General features: G+C 61.4%; 19 protein-coding genes and 1 tRNA gene. 9 read left to right on the top strand and 11 right to left on the bottom strand.

The features are described from left to right. Nucleotides 1-3: 3 nt before the first annotated feature. The 4 genes from Q8O29_RS15065 to Q8O29_RS15050 all read left to right on the top strand — a co-directional run bounded on the left by Q8O29_RS15065 (nucleotide 4) and on the right by Q8O29_RS15050 (nucleotide 3,717). Nucleotides 4-639: an L-threonylcarbamoyladenylate synthase gene (locus tag Q8O29_RS15065; protein ID WP_305564192.1), complete on the top strand. Its 636-nt coding sequence runs from the start codon at nucleotides 4-6 to the stop codon at nucleotides 637-639. Nucleotides 640-858: 219 nt separating this feature from the next. After that, a complete protein-coding gene (locus tag Q8O29_RS15060) occupies nucleotides 859-1,527 on the top strand; it encodes a site-2 protease family protein (RefSeq protein ID WP_305564190.1) in 669 nt (222 codons plus the stop codon). A 5-nt stretch (nucleotides 1,528-1,532) separates the two neighbouring features. Continuing rightward, complete coding sequence (locus tag Q8O29_RS15055; RefSeq protein ID WP_305564188.1) at nucleotides 1,533-2,852, top strand: tryptophan--tRNA ligase; 1,320 nt, start codon at nucleotides 1,533-1,535, stop codon at nucleotides 2,850-2,852. A gap of 280 nt (nucleotides 2,853-3,132) precedes the next feature. Next, on the top strand, nucleotides 3,133-3,717 hold the full coding sequence (locus Q8O29_RS15050; RefSeq protein ID WP_305564187.1) for a response regulator transcription factor: 585 nt from the start codon (nucleotides 3,133-3,135) through the stop codon (nucleotides 3,715-3,717). 119 nt (nucleotides 3,718-3,836) lie between these two features. On the opposite strand, the gene Q8O29_RS15045 is transcribed toward Q8O29_RS15050, so the two are convergent. The 11 genes from Q8O29_RS15045 to Q8O29_RS14995 form a co-directional block, all read right to left on the bottom strand. Next, on the bottom strand, nucleotides 3,837-5,252 hold the full coding sequence (locus Q8O29_RS15045) for a HAMP domain-containing sensor histidine kinase (protein ID WP_305564185.1): 1,416 nt from the start codon (nucleotides 5,250-5,252) through the stop codon (nucleotides 3,837-3,839). A 139-nt stretch (nucleotides 5,253-5,391) separates the two neighbouring features. Beyond that, a tRNA-Ser gene (locus Q8O29_RS15040) sits at nucleotides 5,392-5,479 on the bottom strand. A gap of 145 nt (nucleotides 5,480-5,624) precedes the next feature. After that, a complete protein-coding gene (gene serS, locus Q8O29_RS15035) occupies nucleotides 5,625-7,028 on the bottom strand; it encodes a serine--tRNA ligase (protein WP_305564183.1) in 1,404 nt (467 codons plus the stop codon). A 29-nt stretch (nucleotides 7,029-7,057) separates the two neighbouring features. Then, a complete protein-coding gene (locus Q8O29_RS15030) occupies nucleotides 7,058-7,999 on the bottom strand; it encodes a threonine/serine dehydratase (RefSeq protein ID WP_305564181.1) in 942 nt (313 codons plus the stop codon). A gap of 4 nt (nucleotides 8,000-8,003) precedes the next feature. Continuing rightward, on the bottom strand, nucleotides 8,004-9,029 hold the full coding sequence (gene ispH / locus Q8O29_RS15025; protein ID WP_305564247.1) for a 4-hydroxy-3-methylbut-2-enyl diphosphate reductase: 1,026 nt from the start codon (nucleotides 9,027-9,029) through the stop codon (nucleotides 8,004-8,006). Between the two features lie 41 nt (nucleotides 9,030-9,070). After that, the gene (locus Q8O29_RS15020; RefSeq protein ID WP_305564179.1) at nucleotides 9,071-9,526 is read right to left on the bottom strand and encodes a peptidylprolyl isomerase; all 456 of its coding nucleotides are present in this window, start codon (nucleotides 9,524-9,526) and stop codon (nucleotides 9,071-9,073) included. Between the two features lie 226 nt (nucleotides 9,527-9,752). Then, nucleotides 9,753-10,622, bottom strand: coding sequence for an ABC transporter permease (locus Q8O29_RS15015; protein WP_305564177.1), 870 nt, complete (start codon nucleotides 10,620-10,622; stop codon nucleotides 9,753-9,755). Next, nucleotides 10,619-11,506, bottom strand: a complete 888-nt coding sequence (locus Q8O29_RS15010; RefSeq protein ID WP_305564175.1) for an ABC transporter permease — start codon at nucleotides 11,504-11,506, stop codon at nucleotides 10,619-10,621. Before Q8O29_RS15010 ends, Q8O29_RS15015 begins: the two co-directional genes overlap by 4 nt. Beyond that, nucleotides 11,496-12,644, bottom strand: a complete 1,149-nt coding sequence (locus Q8O29_RS15005) for an ABC transporter ATP-binding protein (RefSeq protein WP_305564173.1) — start codon at nucleotides 12,642-12,644, stop codon at nucleotides 11,496-11,498. The genes Q8O29_RS15010 and Q8O29_RS15005 overlap by 11 nt, the downstream gene beginning before the upstream one ends. Before the next feature lie 11 nt (nucleotides 12,645-12,655). Next, nucleotides 12,656-13,723 (bottom strand): extracellular solute-binding protein, encoded by a 1,068-nt coding sequence (locus tag Q8O29_RS15000; protein ID WP_305564171.1) that lies wholly within the window; start codon nucleotides 13,721-13,723, stop codon nucleotides 12,656-12,658. Between the two features lie 320 nt (nucleotides 13,724-14,043). Then, nucleotides 14,044-15,054 (bottom strand): helix-turn-helix domain-containing protein, encoded by a 1,011-nt coding sequence (locus Q8O29_RS14995; RefSeq protein ID WP_305564169.1) that lies wholly within the window; start codon nucleotides 15,052-15,054, stop codon nucleotides 14,044-14,046. A 181-nt stretch (nucleotides 15,055-15,235) separates the two neighbouring features. Here Q8O29_RS14995 and Q8O29_RS14990 point away from each other — a divergent pair, with 181 nt between their 5' ends. From Q8O29_RS14990 to Q8O29_RS14970, 5 genes are read left to right on the top strand one after another with little or no spacing between them, the layout of a single operon-like run. Beyond that, a complete protein-coding gene (locus Q8O29_RS14990; protein WP_305564167.1) occupies nucleotides 15,236-16,714 on the top strand; it encodes an amino acid permease in 1,479 nt (492 codons plus the stop codon). A gap of 40 nt (nucleotides 16,715-16,754) precedes the next feature. Then, nucleotides 16,755-18,143 carry a glutamine synthetase family protein gene (locus tag Q8O29_RS14985; RefSeq protein ID WP_305564165.1) on the top strand — a complete coding sequence of 463 codons (1,389 nt, stop codon included), beginning with the start codon at nucleotides 16,755-16,757 and terminating at the stop codon, nucleotides 18,141-18,143. A gap of 6 nt (nucleotides 18,144-18,149) precedes the next feature. Further along, complete coding sequence (locus tag Q8O29_RS14980) at nucleotides 18,150-19,283, top strand: iron-containing alcohol dehydrogenase (protein ID WP_305564163.1); 1,134 nt, start codon at nucleotides 18,150-18,152, stop codon at nucleotides 19,281-19,283. A gap of 2 nt (nucleotides 19,284-19,285) precedes the next feature. After that, nucleotides 19,286-20,077 carry a gamma-glutamyl-gamma-aminobutyrate hydrolase family protein gene (locus tag Q8O29_RS14975; protein ID WP_305564161.1) on the top strand — a complete coding sequence of 264 codons (792 nt, stop codon included), beginning with the start codon at nucleotides 19,286-19,288 and terminating at the stop codon, nucleotides 20,075-20,077. Continuing rightward, a complete protein-coding gene (locus Q8O29_RS14970) occupies nucleotides 20,074-21,447 on the top strand; it encodes an aldehyde dehydrogenase family protein (RefSeq protein ID WP_305564159.1) in 1,374 nt (457 codons plus the stop codon). The genes Q8O29_RS14975 and Q8O29_RS14970 overlap by 4 nt, the downstream gene beginning before the upstream one ends. Nucleotides 21,448-21,908: the final 461 nt, after the last annotated feature.

The raw sequence follows: 21,908 nt of genomic DNA, 5'->3' as shown, positions 1-21,908 counted from the left end.
GCCATGGCCCAGTTTTTTGACATCCACCCCGACAATCCGCAAGTGCGTCTGCTCCGGCAGGCCGCTGCGCTCCTGGCCCGTGGCGCGATTGTGGCCGTGCCCACCGACTCCAGCTACGCCCTGGTCTGCCACCTGGACGACAAGACCGCCGCCGACAAGCTGCGCAGCATTCGCGGTGTGGACGACAAACACCACCTGACCCTGCTGTGCCGTGACCTCAGCGAACTGGCCAACTATGCGCGCGTCGACAACCGGCAGTTCCGCCTGATCAAGGCGGCCACGCCGGGGCCCTACACCTTCATCCTCGAAGCCAGCAAGGAAGTGCCGCGGCGACTGAGCCACCCCTCGCGCAAAACCATCGGCCTGCGCGTGCCCGACCACAAGACCCTGCAGTGCCTGCTGGAGATTCACGGCACGCCCCTGCTGGCCACCACGCTGATCCCGCGCGGCGAAACGGAAGCGCTGAACAACGCGCAGGACATCCGCGAGCAGCTTGAGCACGAGCTGGCCGCCGTGATAGCCGCCGGCGCCTGCCCGCTGGAGCCAACCACGGTGATCGACCTGACCGCGATGGGCCAAGGCGGCGAACCGGTTGTGGTGAGGCAGGGACGCGGTGAGCTCGCGGCCCTGGGCTTGTAACCGGGATGATGCACCGCGCAGACACTTCCCTGCCAGCCGGGGCCGCAGAACCGGCTTTGCCGGGGGCCGCAGGCGCAGCGCCCCTCGGGGCTGGAGCCTGCGGCTCCGAACCTGCCTGTGCAGGTTTGGACAGGCGACAGAAGCGAAGCCTCTGGCGAGCGGCGGCCTGCAAGGTGCAGCGACCCGCGCAGCAGCGGAGCGTGGGGGCGATAATCAGCCATGGACTTTGCCAAGCTGATTCAAACCGTCGCCATCTACGCGCTTCCCGTGCTGTTCGCCATCACCGTGCACGAGGCGGCGCACGGCTACGTGGCCCGCTACTTTGGCGACAACACCGCCTGGAGTCTGGGCCGCGTGACACTGAACCCGGTCAAACACATCGACCCGCTGGGCACCATCGCGATGCCGCTGCTGCTTTACATCGCGACTTCGGGCGCTTTTTTGTTCGGTTATGCCAAGCCGGTACCCGTGCAGTTCGGCAATCTGCGAAACCCCAAACGCGACATGATCTGGGTGGCGCTGGCCGGGCCGGGCGCCAACCTGATCCAGGCCTTGTTGTGGGGCATCCTGCTGTATCTGTTGCAAGGTGCCGCCGTCAGCGAACCGTTTTTCATCAAGATGTGCCAGGCCGGCATCCTGGTCAATATTGTGATGATGGTCTTCAACCTGTTTCCCCTGCCGCCGCTGGACGGCGGCCGCGTGCTGGTGGGCCTGCTGCCCTACCGCCAGGCCGAACTGGTATCGCGCATCGAACCCTGGGGCTTTTTTGTGGTGATGGCGCTGGTGATTGCGGGCGTGCTGACCGACTGGTGGATGCGCCCCCTGATGACCTTGTCGTACGCCCTTCTTGAAATTGTGTTGACGCCGCTGGCGATGTTGGTTCGATGATGATCATGACAAACAAACAGACCTCCGCGTCGCAGCGCTTTCTCACCGGCATCACCACCACCGGCACACCGCACCTCGGCAACTTTGTCGGCTCCATCCGGCCTTCAGTCGCGGCAAGCAAGGGTGCCAGTGCAGAGAGTTTTTACTTTTTGGCCGACTACCACGCGCTGATCAAGTGCGACGAGCCGGCCCGCATCCAGCAGTCCACACTAGAAATTGCGGCGAGCTGGCTGGCCGCAGGGCTGGACCCGGAGCGCGTGACCTTTTACCGGCAGTCGGACATTCCGGAGATTCCCGAGCTGACCTGGCTGCTGACCTGCGTGACCGCCAAAGGCGTGCTCAACCGCGCCCATGCCTACAAGGCGTCGGTCGACAAAAACACGGCCGCCGGTAACGACCCGGACGCCGACGTGAGCGCCGGCCTGTTCATGTACCCGGTGCTGATGGGCGCAGATATTTTGATGTTCAAGGCGCACCATGTGCCGGTCGGGCGCGACCAGATCCAGCACATCGAAATGGCGCGCGACATGGCCCAGCGTTTTAACCACCTGTACGGCGAACATTTTGTGCTGCCGCAGGCATTGATCGAGGAATCCGTGGCCTTGCTGCCCGGCCTGGACGGCCGCAAGATGAGCAAGAGTTACGACAACACCATCCCGCTGTTCACACCGCGCGAGCAGCTCAAAAAACTGATTGCCGGCATCGTCACCGACTCGCGCACACCGGGCGCGCCCAAGGACACCGAGGGCTCGGCGCTATTCCAGATCTACCAGGCGTTTGCCAGTGCGCAGGAAACGGCCACGCTGCGCAAGGCCTTTGCCGAAGGCATCGCCTGGGGCGATGCCAAACACATGCTGTTTGAACGCATTGACCGCGAAGTTGCACCCATGCGTGAGCACTACCAGGCGCTGATCGGCAACCCCGCAAAGATCGAGGCCAGTTTGCTGGCCGGCGCCGACAAGGCGCGCCAGTTGGCGACACCTTTCATGCGCGAACTGCGCCAGGCCGTCGGCCTGCGCAAACTCGCTGCCGCACCCGCAGCAGCAGCCAAATCAAAAGCCGCCAAGACCAGCGAGCCCGTCTTCAAACAGTACCGTGAAGCCGATGGCAAATTTCACTTCAAGCTGCTGGATGGCCAAGGTCAGTTGTTGCTGCAAAGCCACGGCTTCGAGTCGCCCAAAGAAGCCGGTAAAGCGATTGCACTGCTGCAGGCCCAAGGAGAAGCCGCACTGGCAACGCTGCAACAAAGTCTACAGCCCGTGCCCGGTGTCACGGCCGAAGCTATCGCAGCGGCCCTGCACCTCAGGACCTCCGCCGCGCCGTAAAACCGCTCTCTTGATCTTTTCCAAATACACGACAGTGAACTGGACCACTCTCAGCCCCGCCCTGTGGGAGAGGGCTGGGGCGAGGGATTGGGCGTTCCGACAGTCATTGATTTTGAAACGCTTCATAGAGGCATTAAGTATTACGACATTTTTGACATGTCTGCAATGTGGATCAATTCCGAACTTAATGTTTATAGTTGGTGCGCTAACCTGTCACACAGAGGGTATGCTTACTTTTTAAGCCGAAACTCACACCCGCTCACACCTCACAACAGCTCCCATGCGCATTTTTGTCATTGACGACCATCCCCTCATGCGGGAAGCCGTGGTCATGCTGATTCGCCGCCTGCACAGCAAGGCCAGCGTCATTGAGCTGGACCGGCTGGCCGCGATTGGCCCGGCGGTTGAGCAACACGGCATCCCGGACTTTGTCTGCCTGGACCTCAAGTTGCCCGATACCCACGGCGTGTCAGGGGTGCGCGAGCTGCGCCATCAGTTTCCTGAAGTTCCCATCGTGGTGCTGTCTGCGGCACCGGCTCAGGACTACCTGGAACTGTCGCTGGAAGCCGGCGCCGACATCTACATTGAAAAATCGGCCGGTGCCACCGAAATCTCCAGGGTTTTAAAAACTTTTCTGGACGACGGTGCCGATTCCGAAGGCGGCACCGAGCCCGAAAAACTGTCCAAGCGCCAGAAGCAGTTGCTGGTGATGCTGGACAGAGGCATGAGCAACCGCGACATTGCTGCCGAACTGCAAATCAGTGAACACACGGTCAAGGTCCACCTGTGGCGTCTGTTTCGCAGGCTCAATGTCAAAAGCCGTTCGCAAGCCAGCCACCTGGCCCGAAGGCAGGGCTTGCTCTGATTCGACTATTGAGCGTTTCAAAATTCCTGCCCGTTGGAACGCTCAATCCCTCACCCCAGCCCTCTCCCACAGGGCGAGGGCGAGAGCAGTCCCATTGCCTATCGCGCAGTTGGCAAAGATCAATAGGCAGATGATCGCGAGGCGCCCGCCGCGTCATCAAACGGCTCCAGCGTCAGCCTGAACACCGTGCCTTTGCCTGGCCGGGAATGCATGCTCAGCGAGTGTTTCAAGGTCTCGCAAAGCCGCGAGACAATCGACAGGCCCAGACCGAACCCCTCTTCCGTGCCGTTGTGCGCGGCCACCCGGTAAAACTCCTGAAAAATCGCCTGCCGGTGCTCAGGCGCCACCCCGACGCCGGTGTCCCAAATTTCGATACACAGGCCGCTGGGTCTGCGGCGCACGGCAATCAACACGCCGCCCTGGATCGTATGCCGCACGGCGTTGGACAGCAGGTTACCCAGCAAGCGCTTGAGCAACACCATGTCAGACAACGCCCTGGCCTGCGCCACACGGGTACGCAGTTGCAGACCTTTTTCGCGGGCCAATGGGGCGTACTGCAACTCCAGTTCAGCAACCACCTCCGACAGCTCGACCGACTGCCAGCCCACCTCGACGGCACCAGAATCCAGCTTGGCCAGGTCAAACAGGGAGTTGAACAACTTATTGACCGCCTGCGTGGACTGCACAATTTTTGGCGTGATCTGCGCCACCAGTTCGGGCTCTGCTCGCAGCCAGTCGGCGTACAGGCTCAGCGCATGCACCGGCTGACGCAAATCGTGCGCGGCACTGGCCATGAAGCGGTTTTTGGTTTGCACCGCCTCCAGCGCCGTGCGGGTTTGTTCGGTCAGCGACGCAATCAGCATCGTATTGGCGAACTGGAGCTCAAGCGTTTTGCGCTGCCCCTTGTGAAACCGCCTGCCCGCCATGCGTATGGCAGCCCAGTAAACCAACACCAACACAACCAGGCTATAGGTTTGTGCCGTGCCCATGAAGGGGCGTTCCAGCCCCACGCTGTAGACCACGGCAGCCAGTGTGCTGTAGGCCAGCCCATTGATGTAACCCACAAAACAGCGCAAGGACGCGGAGAAAGCGCCTACCGCGAAACCCGCCATGCCAGCCAGCACCAGCAGGCAGATGAACTGGTCGTACACCGGCGCCTTGCGGAAATGTAGAAACATCGAGGCGCCCCATATCACGGCGCTCAGGGTCCAGGTCCAGCTGTAACGCGACATGAACTCCCGCAGCCGCGCGGCGTCGGCACTGGCATAGTCGCGGTGATAGAGGTTGACCACCCGGTAGCGCACCAGCGTCATCACCACCGCCGCCAGCCCCCAACTCAGCAAGGCTGTGTTGTTGACATCGTTGTAGAGAATCGCCAGGAAGACCGGAATAATCACCGAGGCCGAATGCAAGGCCGGCCGGCCATTGCGCATGAAGCTGCGCGTCAGCTTGGCCTCCACCCAGTCGTCCCGCGCAACCAGGTCCGGCTCGGCATGCGGGCTGCCGCTGGAAGGGGGAAGGACAGCGGAACTCATGGGGGAAGTTTAGCGTTCACGGTGACTGCCCCACCCCGCATCAACCCTGCGCCACAGCTTTCGCCGAACGCAAAAAAGCCCCGGCTTGCGGGGCTTTCAGGGGCTTGGCCATGCACGGTGAGGTGATGTGAAGCCGGTTTGGCGGAGAGGGTGGGATTCGAACCCACGGTACCTTGCGGTACGCCTGATTTCGAGTCAGGTACATTCGGCCACTCTGCCACCTCTCCTGAGTGAAGACGAGATTCTATCAGCCCCCACGGTCGCTCACTGCGTGTAGCTCCCTGCCCCCCGAGGGGGCCGCTGCGCCTGCGGCCTGGCAAAGCCAGTTCCGCGGCCCCTGCTGGGTTGGGGTGACCCTGCGCAAAAAAAGGGCTACTTTCCGGCACAGGCCAGAACCGTAATGCCGCCCATGTAGGGCTGCAACACGGCCGGTACCGCAACGCTGCCATCCTCGCGTTGGTAGTTCTCGAGCACGGCCACCAGCGTTCGGCCCACCGCCAGGCCAGAGCCGTTGAGGGTGTGGACGAATTCGTTTTTGCCCTGGGCATTCTTGAAACGTGCCTGCATGCGGCGCGCCTGGAAGGCCTCGCAGTTGGAGACGGAGCTGATCTCGCGGTAGGTGTTTTGCGCGGGCAGCCAGACTTCGAGGTCATAGGTCTTGCTGGCGCCAAAGCCCATGTCACCGGTACACAGCAACATCACGCGGTAAGGCAGACCCAGCTTTTGCAAAATTGCTTCGGCGTGGCCGGTCATGGCCTCCAGCGCTTCGTAGCTTTTGTCGGGGTGGGTGATCTGCACCATCTCGACCTTGTCGAACTGGTGCTGGCGGATCATGCCGCGGGTGTCGCGGCCATAGCTGCCGGCCTCGGACCTGAAGCAGGGCGTGTGGGCGGTGAACTTGAGCGGTAGTGCGGCCTCGGCCACGATCTCGTCGCGCATGAAGTTGGTCAGTGGCACTTCTGATGTGGGGATAAGGTAAAAATTTATTGGCGCCTCACCACTCTCACCAATGCCTGTCATGGCCATATTCACTCCGTCAGAGCTATGTGCACTGGCAAACTCCGATGTACCGCGCCCGAAGCTTCTCGGAACCCTAAAAAGATCTTCTTCAAACTTCGGCAGTTGGCCGGTGCCGCGCAGTGAATCTGCATTGACGATGTAGGGCACATAACACTCTGTGTAGCCGTGTTCTGCGGTCTGCACATCCAGCATGAAGGCGGCCAGCGCGCGGTGCAGCCGGGCCAATTGGCCCTGCATCACGGTGAAGCGTGAACCCGTCAGCTTGGAGCCGAGTTCAAAATCCAGTCCCAGCGGCTGACCGACATCGACGTGGTCTTTCACCTCAAACGCAAAGGCCGGCGGCTCGCCACCCGGGCCTTCGACCGGGCTCCATTTGCGCACCTCAACATTGCCGGCCTCACCCGCACCCACAGGCACACTTTCGTGCGGCAGATTCGGCACGGCCAGCAACAGCGCTTGCATCTCGTTCTGGATCACTTCCAGGCGTATCGTGTAGCTGTCCAGCTCGGCCTTGAATGCCGTGACTTGGGCCATCACCGGCGCCGCGTCTTCACCCCTGGCCTTGAGCTGACCTATCTGCTTGGACAAGGTGTTGCGCTGGTTCTGCAGCTCTTCGGTGCGTATCTGCTGCGTTTTGCGCTCGGTCTCCAGCGCCTGGAAGGCCTCGACGTTCAGGAAGGCCTGCGGGTTCTTGCGGGCCTGCAGGCGCGTGATCACGGAGGGCAGGTCTTTACGGAGCAGGTTGATGTCTAACATGCGCCGATTTTAAGGGAGGGCCGATGCGCTCAGGCCAGCGTCGCCGGATCGAGGTTGGCGCCGCAGAGGATCAGGCAGATTTTTTCGTCGGGGCGCGGCTGGTAGGCGCCGCTGTGCAGCGCAGCCAGTGGCAAGGCGGCTGCGGGTTCGACAGCCAGCTTGAGCTCTTTCCACAGCCATAGCTGGGCCGCGCGTATGGATTCGTCGCTGAGCAGCAAGGCATCCCCCACATGCGCCTGCGTGGCGGCCCAGGCCAGATCGCCTATGCGCTTGGCGCCCAGTGAATCGGCGGCAATGCCACTGACCGCCACATCGACCGGCCGGCCGGCTTCACGCGCGCGGAACAGGGTGGGCGCCAGCACTGGCTCCAGCGCAACCACGCGCGAGCGCCGCTCGAACCAGCCGGCGACGCCGGCAATCAAGCCGCCACCACCGACGCTGACCAACACCGCATCGGGCAGCCCGGCCTGCTGCTCGATTTCCAGCGCCATCGTGCCGGCACCAGCCACCACTTCGGGCTGGTCGTAGGCATGGGTCAGCAGCGCGCCGGTTTGCTGCTGACGCGCCAGGCAGGCCTGCAGCGCATCGGCGTAAGCGGCACCCAGCACCACAACTTCCGCACCAAGGGCGACGAGTTTGGCGCGCTTGGCGGGGCTGGCCACTTCCGGCACAAACACCTCGCAGCGCACACCCAGTTCGCGGGCCGCTGCCGCCGTCGCAATACCGGCGTTGCCGCCGGAGGCCACGATCACCCCACTGGCCGGAATCGGGTTGGACAGCAGGCGGTTGAGCATGCCGCGCGCCTTGAAGCTGCCGCCGGTTTGCAGCTGCTCCAGCTTGAGCCAGACTTGGTCGCAATTCACACCCAGCGCCTTGCCGGGCAGTTTCCACACCGGGGTTTGATAAATAAAGTGGCTGTAGCCCTTTTGGAACGTGCGTTGGCAGCTCTCAATTTGATAGCGTATCGGCATAAGCTCAGGGCTCGGCATGCAGATCGCTGCCCAGGGCATCCAGTGCAGTGCCATCCATCCGCAGACCCTTGGGCAAGGGGAACTTGATGGTCTCTTCGATGCCCGACATCTTGCGCACCGACACCGCGCCCAGCGCCTTGATGCGGTCTATCACCTGCTTGACCAGAATTTCCGGGGCAGATGCGCCGGCGGTCAGCCCGACGCGGCCTTTGCCATCAAACCATTCGGGCTTGAGCTCGCTGGCGTCATCGACCATGTAGGACTCGGTGCCCAGCTTGACGGCCAGCTCGCGCAGGCGGTTGCTGTTGGAGCTGGTGGGGCTGCCAACCACAATCAAAATATCCACCTGCGGGCTCATGACCTTGACGGCGTCCTGGCGGTTTTGCGTGGCGTAACAAATATCCTGTTGCTTGGGCTCGCGCACATTTGGAAAACGCGCTTTCACGGCGGCGCTGATCTCTGCGGCATCGTCCACGCTGAGCGTGGTCTGCGTGACCACGGCCAGTTTGTCGGTCTGCGCGGGGTTGATACGCGCCACGTCGGCCACATCTTCCACCAGATGGATGCCGCTGTCGAGCTGGCCCATGGTGCCTTCAACCTCGGGGTGGCCCTTGTGGCCAATCATGATGAACTCGTAGCCTTCCTTGTTGAGCTTGGCCACCTCCACATGCACCTTGGTCACCAGCGGGCAGGTGGCGTCAAAAATACGGAAGCCACGTGCTTCGGCCTCGCGCTCGGTGGCCTTGCTGACGCCGTGGGCGCTGAACACCAGCGTCGCGCCCGGCGGCACATCGTCCAGGTCTTCGATAAAAATCGCGCCTTTGTCTTTCAGCTCATTGACGACATAGGTGTTGTGCACAATCTCATGGCGCACATAAATCGGCGCGCCGAACTTGCCAATGGCACGTTCGACAATTTCAATCGCACGGTCCACACCGGCGCAGAAGCCGCGCGGCTCGGCCAAAATGATTTCCTGGGGCAAGCGCGGCGACGGGCCGCCCCTAGCAAGCACGGCCCCCTCGGGAGGCAGTGAGGACACGGCAGCGCCGAGCGTGGGGGCTTTTTTATCGGTCACAGGACGCCAATCAGATGCACTTCAAAGGTCACCGGCTGGCCGGCCAGCGGGTGGTTGAAGTCAAACAGAACGGCCGCGTCATCACGCACCTGCCGTACCACCCCGGCAAATCGGCCCTGACCATCGGGCGTGGGAAACTGCACCACATTGCCCACGCTGTATCGCTCATCGGGGTCGCTCATTTCCATAAGCATCTTGCGCGCCAGCCATTGCTGCATGTCAGGGTTGCGTTCGCCAAAGGCCGCCCCAGCAGGCAATTCAAACGTCGTGCGGGTGCCCTCCTCCAGCCCCAGCAGGCATTGCTCCACGGCAGGCGACAGCTCGCCCGCGCCCAGCGACAGGGTGGCGGGTTTGTCCGGGAAGGTGTTGATGATGTTGCCGGCTGGCCCGGCCAGCCGGTAATGCAAGGTCAGGAAGGAACCCGCCTGAACCCGGGGAAGTGCAGAGGACATAAAAACTCTCTATAAACTGGCCTCCATTGTAGAAACTTTGAATCATCCATTCGGGTTGAGCCGCTCAAAGGCAACAGCCCCTTGCTTGGGCTTGCGCCGCTTGATCCAGGCGACGTTGCAGGCTTCGGTAACTTCTGTGCCGGTCATTGTGGGTACCTTCACGTCTCATGTGCTGCCCTCTGACACAAAATTCCGGACCGGCCTTCATGTGACAGAGCTGCCGCATTCAGGGCTTTGGTGGTGAGTCAGCCGCTCTGGCGCCGCGCAGCAGCGTGAATGCCAGCAAGGCCGACGCCACCATCAAAAACAAACTGACCGCATTGAGCACCGGCGTGGCGCCTTCACGCATGCGGCCGTACATCATCACCGTCAGGGGCGCGTCCGAGCCCACCAGCATCAGCGTGGTGTTGAAGTTCTCAAACGACATCAGGAAGGAAATCGCGGCGGCCCCGATCAGGGCGGGTTGCAGATAGGGCAGGGTGATGGTGACAAGCACCGCCGCGCGTGAGGCGCCGAGGTTGTAGGCAGCGTCTTCCAGCGTGACATCGAAGCGTTTGAGCCGCGCCATGATGGTCAGGGTGGTGATCGACACAATGTAGGAAAACTGTCCCAGCACCACCAGCGGCAGGCCCGGCCGCAGAAAATCCAGCTCCAGTCCGAACAGGTCTTCCGACAGGTTGGCAATCCGGCTGGCAAAAGCCAGGATCGAGATGCCCAGAATCACGCCGGGGATGACCAGCGGGGCCAGCATCAGCATGGAGAGCGCCGACTTGCCGCGAAACTGCGTGCGTTCAATCAGAAAGGCGTTGGCCGTGCCGACCAGCACCGACAGCACGGTGACCCAGCTTGCCACCACCACGCTGGTCCACAGACTGCCCAGCAGCGCTGTGTCGGCAAACAGGCCCTCGCGGCCAGCAGCGTTACCCAGAAACCAGTCCAGCGTGAAGCCGCGCCAGGGCGGCGCGGGGTAAGGCGCATCGTTGAAGGCGAACACAGCCACCACCAGCAGCGGTAAAAATAAAAAAGCAAAAAAGACCAGCCCGTAGGCAACGGTGCTGGCACGTAACCAGGCCGGGCGGGGCAATGAGGGGATCATGAGCGCTGCATCACTTCGCCAAACTTCTGGCCGCTGAGGTTCAAACCCAACCAGACTATTGCCGTCGACAAACCCAGCAGCAGAAAGCCGAAGGCCGCTCCCTGTTCCCAATTGAAGCGGGTGATGAACTGGGTGTAAATCTGCTCGGTGAACCACTGCGAGTTTTTGCCGCCCAGCAGCGTGGGCGTCAGGTAGTTGCCCAGGGTGAGCATGAACACCACAATGCAGCCCGCCACGATGCCGGGGGCGGCGTGCGGAATGACGATCTGGCGCAGAATGGACCAGCCGTTGCCGCCCAGGTCGTAGGCGGCCTCGATCAGCGAGTCGTCCAGGCTTTCGAGCGCGCTGACCAGCGGCACCACCATGAACAGCATTGAGGTGTACACCAGACCGACCAGAATGGTGGCGTCGTGGTACAGCATCTCGGGCGGGACTGGCGTCAGGCCCAGAAACACCAGCAAGCTGGGCAACACGCCGGACTCACGCAGCAAAATCATCCAGCCCAGGGTGCGCACGGTCTCGCTCACCCAGAACGGGATCAGGCACAGGACAAACAGCATGGCCTTGTTGCGTCCACGGGCAATTTTGGCAATCGTCCAGGCAATCGGAAAAGCCAGCAGCAGGGTGAGTGCAGTAGCCAGAATCGACATCACCGCCGTGCGCACAAAAGTGTGCCAGTACAGCGGCTCTTCAATGAAGGTGCGGTACTGCGCAAAGCTGGCTTCGTAGACACGGGGTGCGACACGGGCACGCAGCGACAAAATGCCCAACTCGACGTGCGGCAACACAATCAGCCCCACCAGCCATAAAAGCGCCGGCGCCAGCAGCAGCATGAGCATCAGCCGCGCGTGCGGCCGGGTGCTGCCTGTGGATTCAGCTTGCAAAGCACACCGCCCGTTGCGGATCAAAGCTGAAGCTCACAGTCTCGCCGACAGCCAGGTCGGACAGATGGCCGGTTTGGGGCAACGCAATACGGAATTCAGTGCGCGAGCTTTCCTCGCGCAACAACACCGCCGAATTGGCGCCATCAAACAGCAGGCTGTCGATCCGGGCCTGGTAGGGGGGAAACGCAGCATCCGGAAACACGGCGTCTGAAAACCCGGCCGCGTTGCGCGCGAGGCTGACCGCCTCGGGCCGTACAAAGGCATCGACCGCAGCACCCGGCCGGATTGTTCCGATGGCGCGTGCAGACATCACCAGGCCTTGCGCGCTGATCAAGCTCACCCGGTCCCCCTCTACCCGCGTGGCGCGGCCTTGCACCCGGTTGTTGGTGCCGACAAAGCCCGCCACAAACGGCGTCTGCGGCTCGTAGTAAAGCTGTTGGGGTGTGCCCAGTTGCTCGAAGCGTCCGTGGTTCATCACCGCCACGTGGTCGGACAGCACCAGCGCTTCGGACTGATCGTGTGTGATGTAGACAAAGGTGGTGCCAAAGGCGGCCTGCAACTGCTTGAGCTCGATTTTCATGTGCTCGCGCAACTTGAGGTCGAGCGCACCCAGGGGTTCATCAAGCAGCAGCAGGGTGGGCTCCAGCACCAGGCTGCGGGCAATGGCAACGCGCTGCTTTTGCCCGCCCGAGAGCTGGTCAACACGTTTGTCCTGCGCGCCCGGCAGGCTCACGCGCTCGAGCATCTCGCCCACGCGCCGCGTGATTTCGGCACGGGGCACACCGCGCCGTGCCAGGCCGTAGCCCACGTTCTCGCCCACCGACATCATGGGAAACAGCGCCAGGTGCTGAAACACCATGTTGACTGGGCGCTGGTTGGGCGGCACACCGTTCATGGCCTTGCCGCCAATGCGGATGTCGCCCGCGTCAGGGAGCAGAAAACCCGCGATCATGCGCAAGAGTGTGGTCTTGCCGCAGCCCGAGGGACCCAGAATGGAGAAGAAGCTGCCGCGCGGGACGCTGAACGACAGATCGTCCACCGCCTGAAACCCGCCGTAGTGCTTGCCCACGCGCACGACTTCGAGATCCGGCTGCGCCGCCCCAGACGTTGGGGTGAACGCAGCAACGGTTGAACTCAACGCAGGTCGCTTCAGTTGGCGGCCTTGATGCGGTCGAGCACGAGGCCTTCGATGGCTTCAATGCCAGCCGGCACCGCCGGATACCACTTCACGTTTTTCAGCGCGGCTTCCGGGAAGCTGGCGGCAAACTGGGCCTTCAGCTTGGCATCCGCCAACTGGTCCGCACCTTTGGAGGCGGTGAAGTTGCCAGCCGAGGCACCCACCTTCGCTGCAATCTCGGGACGCATGTTGAAGTTGATCCAGGCGTAAGCGGCGGCATCGTTCCTGCCTTTGGCGGGAATGGCAAAAGTGTCAATCCAGCCAAGTGCGCCTGACTTGGGGGCAATGAACTGGATTTCAGGTTTTTCGCTGTTGAGTTTCCAGCCGCCCGTGTCCCACATCATGGCGCCAACGATTTCGCCGGTGCGCATGCCGTTGAGCAACTGGTCCTTGTTGTCCCAGAAGAACTTGAGGTTGCCCTTGCAGGCGATCAGGGTCTTGCCCACTTCGTCCATCAGCGCTCCGTAAGCTTTTGCGTCGTTGTACAGCGCAAACGGGTCTTTGCCCGAGGCGAATGCAAACGCCAGCAGGGTCGGGCGCTTCAGGCGCACGGCGGTTTTGCCTTTGACGTCGGCGCGGCACAGGTCCGGGTAGTCCCCCATTTTGGTCAGCTTGGTGTTGACCACCAGGCCATCCGTCCCCCAGATGTGGGGCAGGCCATACACCTTGCCCGCCAGCGTGGTGTTTTTCTTGGTGGCTTCCAGCATGGACGGGATGAACAACTCGGCTTTGAGCTTGCTCAGGTCCATGGGTTTGTAAATGCCGAACTCCTGCTGCGGTCCGGTAATGCGATCCTGTGACGGTTGTGCCAGATCGAAGCCGGCACCACCGGTGGCGCGCAGCTTGGAGATCATTTCTTCGTTGTTGGAGAGCGTGAGCTCGACTTTGTAGCCGCTTTCCTTTTCGAACTGGGCCACGACGGCGGCCGGTGCATAGTCGGCCCAGGTAAGCAGGCGCAATGTTTTGTCCTGCGCGTGTGCAGCGCCGACAACGCCGAGCGCGAGAACGCTGGCAACAACAAAGGCGTGGTGAGTTTTCATGCGTGTTTCCTTGAACGAATGTATCAGCATTGAATCTGAATGGCGACGACCAGAAGTCTGCGCAGACTACTGCAGACAAATGACATTTTGATGTCGGCCCTATGCTGGCGATAGGGTATTTCCCCCTAGTGCTGCAACCCGGAAGTAGCGGAACAAGATGAAAGAGATGGCTTCGTGCCCAGGGCAAGGCGCAAGCCGCAGCGAAGGCTGGCCGCCTTCGCAAGGGTTGCAACGCCGCCATGGGTGCGAAGACGCGCTTTCATGTTTCGATATTTTCGGGTTGCGGTACTAGGAGCCTGGGCAGTGAGTTCATAGCTTGCCTACCTGGGCGAATGTCGACGCAAAGTGTCAGAGGGGCGTTCGCCAAACATTGCCTGGTAATCCTGCGAGAAATGGCCAAAATGCCAAAAACCAAATGCCGTGGCGGCCTCGGTGACTGAGCTGACCTTTTTCAGCGTACACCGGGCCTGGTGCAAGCGCACCGCCTTCAGGTAGGTTAAGGGGCTGACGCCCAGCACCCGTTGAAAGCCATTTTGCAAAGTGCGGCGGCTGACACCCAGATCCAGACAAAGCTGCACCACTGTGGGCGCCTGCTGCAGCTTGTCGTGCACCATGGCGCAGGCTTGCTGCACCAGCTTCCAGTGGGTACAGGCAGCACCAGACACACCACCCCCGCACCCACGGTTGTCTTGTGCCATGCGATCCAGCAGAAAATCGGCGACGGTTGCCACCACCGCCGGATTGGACAGCAAGCGCGGCCTGGACTGCGCCGACTGAAACAGAGTCAACAGGTAAGTCTTGAGCTCCGAGAGTGCCGCCGGCATCATTCGCAATGCACAAGCTTGCAACGGCAACCCCTGGTTTTCCCTTTGATCCTGGCCAGCGGCACCAGCGTTCGACCACCCATGCCCCAGTTGCAATTCAATCCCCAGCATGGTGTGCTGGCGCGAGGTGCGAAACTCGAAACCGGAAGGTCCGGAAAACACATGAAAAGTATCCGCCTCGCAAGCCTTGCCACAAAACATGCCGACACCACTGGCGTCCAGCGGGATTCCAACGGCCAACACATCACTGGGCAGCAGACCGGTCTGGAACACAGACTGTTGCACTTGCTCGAAAAATAGCCTGATACCCGTGCCATGGAGCTGATATATCTCGCCTTGAAAGGCGCCGGGACTGAGCTGTAGATAGTCCTGATTCCAGCCAGCGAGGGCCGAAGCCTGCTCCTCGACATCACAAAAGCGCAACGAGCCGACATTAGGCGCGGCTGGCGCGCCTGGCCCGAGATACCTGGCGCTCAGGGGCAAGCGACTGGTAGCGTGAGCATGCATTTTTCATTCTCGCAGGATTGCCTGCGCCATCACAGTTCGGGTTATTACCGATGGAGCCTGCTGCCTGCCGCAAGCGGCGAGGCAGCCATTTCACAGTGTGCCGATTTGGGATAGTCAAATGCCGAGCACGCTTCTACGATGACCACGATTCCTATCCGATAACCGTTTGAAGGAAATAGGTATGAAAACATCTTCCAGGGCCAACTACACGCAGGTTGACCAAAGTTACTTCGAAAAACGTGGGCTGAGGCGTTACGCCGGGGTCTGGTCGCTTTGGGCCCTGGGCGTCGGTGCCGTGATATCCGGTCATTTTTCGGGCTGGAATCTGGGGCTGGCCAACGGCTGGGGCAGCATGTTCCTGGCCACCGTCATCATTGCCATCATGTACCTGGGCCTGACGTTTTCTCTGGCCGAAATGTCGCCCGCCCTGCCGCACACAGGCGGGGCCTATTCCTTTGCCCGCACCGCCATGGGCCGCTGGGGGGGCTTTGTGACGGGTCTGTCGGAAAACGTGGAATACGTACTGGCACCGGCGGTCATTGTGTATTTCATCAGCAGTTACATGACCGGCATTTTTGGCACACCCCAGGCATGGCTGCCGCTGTGGTGGATCGGTTTCTACATCCTGTTTGTGGGCCTCAATGTCGTCGGCGTGGAACTGTCCTTCAAGGTGACCCTGGCGGTCACGCTGCTGGCTCTGGCCTGTCTGGTGGTGTTCTGGATCAGCGCTCTGCCCCATATTGATTTTGCCAAATGGGCCATGAATGTGGGTGCCGATGGCAAGGCCTTGCCGGAAGGCAACGGCCCTTTCCTGCCCAAAGGTTTCATGGGTGTGCTGGCCTGCCTGCCCTTTGCTGTCTGGTTGTTCCTGGCGATTGAACAACTTCCGCTGGCGGCGGAAGAGTCGGTCGACCCCAAACGCGACATGCCGCGCGGCATACTGGCAGGCATCTTTACGCTGATCCTGTCGGCCTTCATGATCTTGTGGCTCAATCCAGCCGTCGTCGGCATTGGTTCACACAAGCTGAGCACTTCCGGTGAGCCGCTGCTCGACGGCTTCAAAGCCCTGTATGGCGACGGCATCGCGAAGATATTGGCCACCGTGGCGGTACTCGGTCTGGTGGCAAGTTTTCACACCATCATCTTTGCCAAGGGCCGCCAGATATATTCACTCAGCCGCGCCGGTTATTTTCCGTCCGGCCTGTCCGTGACACACGGCAGCCGCAAAACACCCCAACTGGCCATGATTGTCGGCTCCGTGGTGGCCTTGACCGTCATGTTCATCCTCTGGTTCAGCCTGGGTGCGGACAGGGGGGCAGCGGTCATTGGCGGCACACTGCTCAACATGGTGGTGTTTGGCGCCATGTTCTCCTACATCATGCAAGCCTTGTCTTTTATCCTGCTGCGCCACAAGTTTCCTCATCTGCCGCGCCCCTACCGCAGCCCCTTTGGTATTCCGGGGGCCGTTCTGACCATCCTCATTGCTGCCGTGACCCTGTACTTTCAGCTTACCGACCCGGTGTATCGGCAAGGTGTGCTCTGGGTCGCGATCTGGTTCGGCATCGGCATCGCGTACTTTGCCCTGGTAGGTCGCAAGCGCCTGATCCTGTCTCCGGAAGAAGAGTTCGCTCTGAATCACGCGAAACCGCAACGCGGCTAACGCGAGCACGGCCTCTTTATTGATCTTGTCCGGCAACACAATGGCCACATCAAAAAAAAACGTCCCCGGCGAACATCCTGCCCTCAAGAACATCAAGCGTTCCGGTGCCACGAAAGTGAAAGTCGCTGTCAGTGACATCGACGGCATCCTGCGTGGCAAATACCTGCACATTGACAAGTTTCTCGGTGCCGCAGAGCCTTACCCCAATGGTGGGTTTGGCTTTTGTGACGTGGTGCTGGGCTGGGACATGATGGACCATACCTATGACAACACCAGCGCAACCGGCTGGCAGCATGGCTTCCCCGATGCGCTGGCGCGGCTGGACCTGGACACCGCGCGCCAGGTGCCGTGGGACGAAGGCGTGCCTTTTTTTCTGGGTGAGTTCGTCAATGCCGACGGCACACCGCATGCCGTGTGCCCACGCCAGACCTTGAAGCGCGTGCTCAGGCGCGCCGAAAAAATGGGCTTGAAGGTCATGACCGGCATGGAGTTCGAGTGGTACAACTTTCTTGAAACACCGCAAAGCTGGGCGGCCAAGAAGGGCGTAGCGCCTGAGCCGCTGACGCCCGGCATGTTTGGTTACTCACTGCTGCGCGTCAACCAGAACCGTGGATTTTTCAACGCCATCATGGACGAGATGCTGGCGTTCGGGGTGCCGATTGAAGGCCTGCACACCGAAACCGGCCCTGGCGTGTACGAGGCGGCCATTGGTTTCAGCGAGGCATTGGAGCAGGCCGACCGGGCGATTCTTTTCAAGGCCGGTACCAAGGAAATCGGCGCTGGTTTTGGCATCATGCCCAGCTTCATGGCCAAACCGCATCAGCAACTACCGGGTTGCAGCGGGCATATTCACCAAAGCTTGACGGATGGCAAAACCAATCTGTTCCTTGACGCCAAAAACCCGCGCAAAATGAGCAAACTCTTTGAGAGTTACCTCGCCGGGCAGGTGGCCTGCATGATGGAATTCGCGCCGATGATCTGGCCCACCATCAACAGCTACAAGCGCCTGGTGGACGGTTTTTGGGCGCCTGTCAAACCGACCTGGGGCATGGACAACCGCACGGCGAGCTTTCGCGTGATTGCGGGCGCGCCCAAGTCCACCCGGCTGGAGACCCGTTGCCCCGGCGCGGATGTGAACCCCTACCTCGCCATGGCCGCCGTGATCGCCGCCGGTCTGGACGGCGTTGAGAAGGGCTTAAAGTTGACGGCGCCACCCATCACCGGCACCAACCAGGGCGCGGAGCACATCCCGCGCGCGCCGCGCACCCTGATCGAGACCACGCGCAACTTCCAGCAGTCGGCCATCGCCCGTGACTGGCTGGGCGACGCCTTCGTTGACCATTTTTCTGCGACCCGCGACTGGGAGTGGCGCCAGTGGCTGGACGGTGTCACCGATTGGGAAATGAAACGCTACTTTGAAGTCATATAAACGACCATGGCCATTACCAACTTCTCCTTTCCTACACCCATCAAATTCGGCACAGGCGCACGCACACTTGTTGCCGCGCATTTACTGGAGATGGGCTACAGGCGCCCGCTGATCGTCACCGACAAGGCCCTGGCCGCCTTGCCCGTGCTGGCCGAGTTCAAAACCCATCTGGCGGGGCTGGACGTGGCCGTCTTCTCCGGGGTGTTTGGCAACCCCACCTGTAGCCAGGTGATGGACGGCGCGACCGCCTACAGGGCGCACCGGGCCGACTGCATCATCGGTTTTGGCGGCGGCGCCGCGCTGGACGTTGCCAAGGTGGTCGGCGTCGCTGCCACGCACGCAGGCGATATTCTGGAGTACGTGTGGGACCACCCCCAGGTCAGGCCGATTGAAAATGAGTTGCCATATTTTGTGGCGCTGCCCACCACCTCGGGCACCGGCTCGGAAGTGGGCCGCTCCAGCGTGGTGAGCGAAAACGACACACATTTGAAGCGCGTCGTGTTCAGCCCCAAAATCCTGGCAAAAATGGTCTTTGCCGACCCTGAATTGACGCTTGGTTTGCCCCCCCATGTCACCGCCGCTACCGGCATGGACGCCCTCACCCACAACATCGAGAGCTACCTGTCACCGGCCTATCACCCGCTGTGCGATGGCATTGCGCTGGAGGGCACACGCATCGCCGCAGCGGCACTGCTGACCGCCGTGAAAGAGCCCGGCAACCTGCAGGCGCGCAGCGACATGATGATGGCCTCGATGATGGGTGCCATCGCCTTCCAGAAAGACCTGGGCGCCGTGCACTCCTGCGCCCATGCGTTAGGCGCCGTGTGCGACCTGCACCATGGGCTGGCCAATGCGCTGATGATAGACACCGTCATGGCATGGAACCAGGAGGCGGTGCCGGGCAAGTTCGACGAATTGGCCCATGTGTGCCAGGTGGCGGGCGGCGGCAAGGCCTTTGCGTCGTGGCTACGGCAACTCAAGACCAGCGCCGGCATCACCGGTGGCCTGGCCGCGCATGGTGTGCAGCCGGAGCACTTGCCGCGCCTGGTGCAGATTGCCACGGCTGACATCTGTCACCAGACCAATCCGCGCCCCTGCACGGCGGCGGACTTTGAGGCGCTCTTCAGGGCAGCGATGTAAAAATGAAAGAGCGCCTGAAAATCGGCATCAGCGCCTGCTTTTTGCACCCCGACCCGGCGCGCGCGGCCTTTGCCAGCAAGACGCTGCAATACGTCGAACAATCGATGGCGCACTGGGTGATGTCGGGCGGCGCTTTGCCCGTCATGATTCCCTCGCCCGCCGGGGACACAGCGCGGGGCGAGGTTCATCTCGACGACTACGCCCGCTGGCTGGACGGCCTGGTGCTGCACGGTGGCGCCGATGTCTGGCCCGGCAGTTACGGCGAGACACCGCTGCAAGAGCACTGGAGCGGCGACCGCATTCGTGATGCGTACGAGCAAGCGCTGGTGAAAGCTTTTGTCACCGCCGGCAAGCCGGTGTTTGGGGTGTGCCGGGGCATGCAGTTGATCAACGTGGCCTTTGGCGGCACTCTGCTGCAGGACATCTCCACCCAGCGGCCCGAGGCCTTGCCGCACCGCGATGCCCAGGTGTACGACCAGAATTTCCACACCTTGGAAGTTGTGCCGAAAACCCGGCTTGACGCCCTTCTGGCGGGCGCCGACAGCTATAAAATCAACAGCATCCATCATCAGGGCATCAAAGACCTGGCACCCGGTTTTGTAGTGGAGGCACACTGCCCGGAGGACGGCATGATCGAGGCCATTCGCTATACCGGTCCGGCTTATGTGGCGGCCGTGCAGTGGCATCCCGAATTCCACCGGCCCGAACTCGGCACGCTGGATGACACGCCCCTGCTGCAGGATTTTCTTGAGGCGGCCCAAGCCGCCAAAGACACAACGGAAAAAACCGCATGAACCAACTCGCCATCCACAACCCCGCCACCGGTGCGCTCATCACTCAAGTGCCAGCCGACAATGCCGCCTCTGTGGCTGCCAAGGCCGCCCAGGCCCGCGCCGCGCAGCCCGGCTGGCTGGCCACGCCACTGGCCGAGCGCAAGGCCTGCATCACGCGCTTCCGCGCGGCAGTAGTTGCGCAGCTCGAATTGTTGGCTGCCACCATGACCCGTGAAACCGGAAAACCAATCAAAATGTCGCGCAACGAGCTCAATGGCCTGCTCGGACGCATCGACTTTTTTCTGAAAGAAGTGGACGCACAGTTGGTGCTTGAGACCGTCTTTTCCGAGGGTGGCATGACCGAGCAGATCCAGCACACACCGCTTGGTGTGGTAGCCAATATCTCCGCCTGGAATTACCCCTGGTTTGTCGGCGGCAACGTTTTCATTCCGGCGCTGCTCACCGGCAATGCGGTGCTCTACAAGCCATCTGAGTACGCCACCCTCACCGGGCTGGCCATGGCGCGCCTGCTGCATGAGGCCGGTGTGCCCCAGGACGTCTTCATCGCGCTGGTGGGGGATGGCGAGGTCGGTGCTGCCTTGCAGGCGCAAAAAATTGATGGCTTGTTCTTCACCGGCTCCTATGGCACCGGCGTCAAAATTGCCCAAGCGCTGGGGCCCCGCATGGTCAAGCTGCAGTTGGAGCTGGGCGGCAAGGACCCTAGCTACGTCTGTGAAGACGCCTACCCCAAAGTGGCCGCCGAGTCGCTGGCCGACGGCGCCATGTACAACACTGGCCAGAGCTGCTGTTCGGTGGAGCGCATCTATGTGCACGAGAAAATTCACGACGCCTTTGTAGCCGCTTTCATGGACACGGTGCACGGCTTCAAGGTGGGCGACCCGATGAGCGAGGACACCTACATCGGCGCCATCACGCGCGCGCCGCAGCTCGATGTGCTCGACGCCCAGGTGGCGGACGCCCTGGCCAAAGGCGCCACGCTGCTGACTGGCGGCAAGCGGCTGCCGGGGCCGGGCAACTGGTATGCGCCCACCGTCTTCACCAACGTCAGCCACAGCATGGAACTGATGCGCGAGGAAAGCTTCGGCCCCATCGTCGGCATCCAGAAAGTGTCGGGTGATGCACAGGCCGTCCAGCTCATGAACGATACCCGCTATGGCCTGACTGCCGGGGTGTTCACGCCCGATGAAGCGCGTGCCCGAACCCTGTTGGCCCAGGTCAGCGCCGGCAGCGTCTACTGGAACTGCTGCGACCGCGTCAGCCCGCGCCTGCCCTGGAGCGGGCATGGTGACTCTGGCGTGGGCCTGACGCTGTCCACCTACGGCATCCAGACCTTCACGCGCCCGAAAGCCTGGCATTTGCGCCAGGCCTGACCCTGCCTTCGCGTGCCGATCAGCAGTGACCCTAGTGTGGTATTGCACGCTATCTGGAACATAAAACCGCGTCTTTTTGCCCATGGTGTCGTTGCAAATCCGCGCCATAGCGGGGCTATGGCTGTGGTTTGCGCCTAACCCTGGCCAAAAATCCATCGGTTTTATTTGTTCCATCAAGCATGCAACACCACACTAGAAACCGCAGTTGGACTTGCCAGAGCGCACCAGGGTGGCTCAATCGGGTACGTAGCGTTGTCACCCAAAAGGTGAGATCGTTCGTGCGTACAGAAGTCAGGGTCCATGCGGCCTTGCAAGCGCAAGTGATTCCATTTCCACAACATTAGTGCAATAATATCCTCCATCATACTTGATGGAGAAAGTCATGGCACGTCCAGTTACCGGGGATGATGAGACGATCGAAATTGCGCAAATAGCGATCTCGCAAGCCACAACGATGGATG

This window comes from Polaromonas sp. (genome assembly GCF_030689685.1).
Classification (GTDB): Bacteria; Pseudomonadota; Gammaproteobacteria; order Burkholderiales; family Burkholderiaceae_C; genus Polaromonas.
The sequence above is the reverse complement of the archived record's forward strand: the minus strand, read 5'-3'. Positions and strand labels throughout refer to the sequence as shown.

Bases quoted from the DNA above. Each gene is read 5' to 3' on its own strand.
- Q8O29_RS14980 (WP_305564163.1), top strand. From the start codon at position 18,150: ATGGCCATTACCAACTTCTCCTTTCCTACACCCATCAAATTCGGCACA.
- Q8O29_RS14990 (WP_305564167.1), top strand. From the start codon at position 15,236: ATGAAAACATCTTCCAGGGCCAACTACACGCAGGTTGACCAAAGTTAC.
- Q8O29_RS15050 (WP_305564187.1), top strand. From the start codon at position 3,133: ATGCGCATTTTTGTCATTGACGACCATCCCCTCATGCGGGAAGCCGTG.
- serS (WP_305564183.1), bottom strand. From the start codon at position 7,028: ATGTTAGACATCAACCTGCTCCGTAAAGACCTGCCCTCCGTGATCACG.
- Q8O29_RS15045 (WP_305564185.1), bottom strand. From the start codon at position 5,252: ATGAGTTCCGCTGTCCTTCCCCCTTCCAGCGGCAGCCCGCATGCCGAG.
- Q8O29_RS15030 (WP_305564181.1), bottom strand. From the start codon at position 7,999: ATGCCGATACGCTATCAAATTGAGAGCTGCCAACGCACGTTCCAAAAG.
- Q8O29_RS14985 (WP_305564165.1), top strand. From the start codon at position 16,755: ATGGCCACATCAAAAAAAAACGTCCCCGGCGAACATCCTGCCCTCAAG.
- Q8O29_RS15015 (WP_305564177.1), bottom strand. From the start codon at position 10,622: ATGATCCCCTCATTGCCCCGCCCGGCCTGGTTACGTGCCAGCACCGTT.
- Q8O29_RS15055 (WP_305564188.1), top strand. From the start codon at position 1,533: ATGACAAACAAACAGACCTCCGCGTCGCAGCGCTTTCTCACCGGCATC.
- Q8O29_RS14970 (WP_305564159.1), top strand. From the start codon at position 20,074: ATGAACCAACTCGCCATCCACAACCCCGCCACCGGTGCGCTCATCACT.
- Q8O29_RS14995 (WP_305564169.1), bottom strand. From the start codon at position 15,054: ATGCATGCTCACGCTACCAGTCGCTTGCCCCTGAGCGCCAGGTATCTC.
- Q8O29_RS15000 (WP_305564171.1), bottom strand. From the start codon at position 13,723: ATGAAAACTCACCACGCCTTTGTTGTTGCCAGCGTTCTCGCGCTCGGC.
- Q8O29_RS14975 (WP_305564161.1), top strand. From the start codon at position 19,286: ATGAAAGAGCGCCTGAAAATCGGCATCAGCGCCTGCTTTTTGCACCCC.
- Q8O29_RS15065 (WP_305564192.1), top strand. From the start codon at position 4: ATGGCCCAGTTTTTTGACATCCACCCCGACAATCCGCAAGTGCGTCTG.
- Q8O29_RS15060 (WP_305564190.1), top strand. From the start codon at position 859: ATGGACTTTGCCAAGCTGATTCAAACCGTCGCCATCTACGCGCTTCCC.
- Q8O29_RS15020 (WP_305564179.1), bottom strand. From the start codon at position 9,526: ATGTCCTCTGCACTTCCCCGGGTTCAGGCGGGTTCCTTCCTGACCTTG.